Below are 2,432 nucleotides of genomic sequence, written 5' to 3'. Positions count from 1 at the left end.
CTGGTCCGCGCGCACCGCCCGGGTCACCGCTTCGGCGACCCGCTCGGCGGCCTCGGCCTCGGCCGCCTCGACCTGCGCCTCGGCGGCGGTGATATCCCCGAGCAGCGCCATCTGCCGGCCGAAGGACTCCAGCGTGCGGGTCAGCTCACCGGTCAGCGACTGCACCTGAGCGGCGAGTTCCTCGGCGCGGGCCCGCCCCGCCGCCAACGGCCGTGTCCCGCCACGGTCCACCGGCGCGCCACGCCCACCTGCTGCCTCCTGCCGAGCTGCCTCGCCGCCACCGGCCGCCAGTTCCCGTCGGCGCCGGTAGGCCGCCAGCCGGTTGTGCGCCCGGTCCTCGCAGTACGCCGGTGGGCGCCCGGGCCCCTCGGCGGCGGCCGCCGGGCGCGTGCACCCGGGAAACGCACACCGCGGCGTCGACACCGCCGTGCCCGGCGCGTCGGGGTGAGCAGTGGGGGACGGCGATGTCGGTGACGGCGAGCCCTGCGGCGCGGCGTCCGACTCCCGCGCCGCCGCCGTGCGCGCCGCCTCGGCGCCATCGTCGTACGCCCGCGCCGAGACCTCCGCGCCTCCCGCGGGCAACTCGCCGCCCGCAGGGGGGACCGGTGGGATGAACGACCCGTCCGGTTCCGACGGTTCCTCCCGCTGACGCGGCGTGCGGGGCACCCGGCTCATCACGATCCCTCTCGTCGCCCACCACCCACCAAGCCGTTACGTTTCGACTCTCAGGTGATACGTAATTAGGTATCGTTATACCGCACGACAGAACGATACGCATCAACCGGTCCGCGCGTGTCCCGATCTGGTGCGCGATAAGGGGGCGTTATCGCACGTTAGGAGGGCCAGGCACCCTGTGCACACGGTCGTCGTCCCGGCCTGAACAGCGACGCCCGCCTGGCCCGGGCCGTGATGGTCAGGGCCGGCGGTCGTGGAAGGTACGGCGCAGGTCGCTCACCCAGGCGTCGGGGTTCTCCCAGGGGATGAAATGGCCGCCGCGGTCGTGGGCGGCGACGTTGACGTGGTTGAACCAGGCGGCCTGCGGGCCGTTGGTGAAGGCCTGGACGCGTTCCTCGGCGGTATGGATGCCGGGTGGGTTCTCGTAGGTGACGAACGTGAGCCCGACCGGGGCCGCCACGACCGGGGTGCGGTCGTGGGCGGGGGCCCAGGGATAGCGGTTGGCGTTGGCGTAGTAGCGCAGGGAGGTGGCGATGGAGTTGTTCACCCAGTAGATCGTGGCGTGGGTGAGCAGGTCGTCCCTGGTGAACACGGATGCGAGATCGCCGCCATGGTCGCTCCAGGAGTACCAGCGTTCCAGCAGCCAGGCGAGCAGGCCGGCGGGGGAGTCGGCGAGGCCGTGGGCCAGGGTGGCGCCGTCGAGCATGTGCACGGCCAGGTGCGGCGCCCAGCGGCGGTCCTGGGCGATGATCCGGGCCCGGATCTCGGCGGGCTGGTCATCGGTCAGCGGCCGGTTACGGGCGAAGTCCCAGGCGCGGGGGCCGGTGAAGAAGTCCAGCGGCAGCCCGGAACCGATGTGGATGCCATAGAGCTCGTCGGCGTACTTGTGACCGAGCTGGCTGGAGACGACCGCGCCGATGTCGCAGCCCCCGGCGGCGTACTTCGCATATCCCAGGGTCTCGGTCATCAACGTGTGCCAGAGGTCCGCGACCTTCCAGAAGTTCATCGCAGGAAAGCCGGTGAGCGGCCCGGGAAAACCGAAACCGGGCAGCGACGGCACGATGACGTCGAACGCGTCGGCGGGGTCGCCGCCGAACGCCCCCGGGTCGGCGAGCGGGTCGATGACCTTCGACCAGTGCCAGAACGTCCACGGCCAGCCATGGGTGAGGATCAGCGGAATCGGGCGGGGACCACGCCCGGCCCGGCGCAGGAAGTGCACGGGGACACCGGCGACGCTGACCTGGTAATGCTCGTAGGCGTTGATCGCGGCCTCGGCTTTGCGCCAGTCATAGCCCTGCGCCCAGTAGCCAGCCAGCTCACGCAGCCAGCTCGCCGGGACGCCATAGGACCCGTCCTCGTTCCCCTCGTCCACGGGCGGACGGGTCAACCGGAGACGGACGCGCAGGTCCTCGAGGACATCGTCGGGCACATGGATCTGGGTGGGCGCCAGGGAGAAGGCAGGCGGGGAGGTCATGCGGGTGATTCTCCGCGCCTGCGGCCGCAGGGAGTTCCCGGGCCGCGTTCGTCCCGGGTGCCGCGGTCAGTCCTCGAACACCGACCAGCAGAGGTCGTTGCGCAGCCGCTGATCGTCGAGAACCAGGCCGCGGATCGCGGCGGGGAGCTGGGCCCGTTGCCAGCGGCACTCGCGGCGACCGGCGCTGTGCGCCTGGTCGGCGGGGGCCGCCGCACGCACCGCTTTGATCGCGTAGGCCGCGGCGCCGAGTTCGATCGGGGCACCGCCACCGAGCGCCGCGACG

At 72.2% G+C, this 2,432-nt stretch carries 1 protein-coding gene and 2 pseudogenes; all 3 read right to left on the bottom strand.

The annotated features are described in order from the left end of the window. Positions 1 to 675: pseudogene (locus MXD58_RS29125) on the bottom strand (hypothetical protein); the annotation flags it as partial. Positions 676 to 913: 238 nt separating this feature from the next. Further along, positions 914 to 2,149 carry an epoxide hydrolase family protein gene (locus tag MXD58_RS29120; protein WP_248841462.1) on the bottom strand — a complete coding sequence of 412 codons (1,236 nt, stop codon included), beginning with the start codon at positions 2,147 to 2,149 and terminating at the stop codon, positions 914 to 916. Positions 2,150 to 2,215: 66 nt separating this feature from the next. Further along, positions 2,216 to 2,432 (bottom strand): annotated as a pseudogene (locus tag MXD58_RS29115) (hypothetical protein); the annotation flags it as partial.

It is taken from the genome of Frankia sp. AgKG'84/4, from assembly GCF_023242965.2.
In the GTDB taxonomy this organism is placed as follows: domain Bacteria; phylum Actinomycetota; class Actinomycetes; order Frankiales; family Frankiaceae; genus Frankia.
This window is presented reverse-complemented; position numbering and strand designations above follow the sequence as displayed.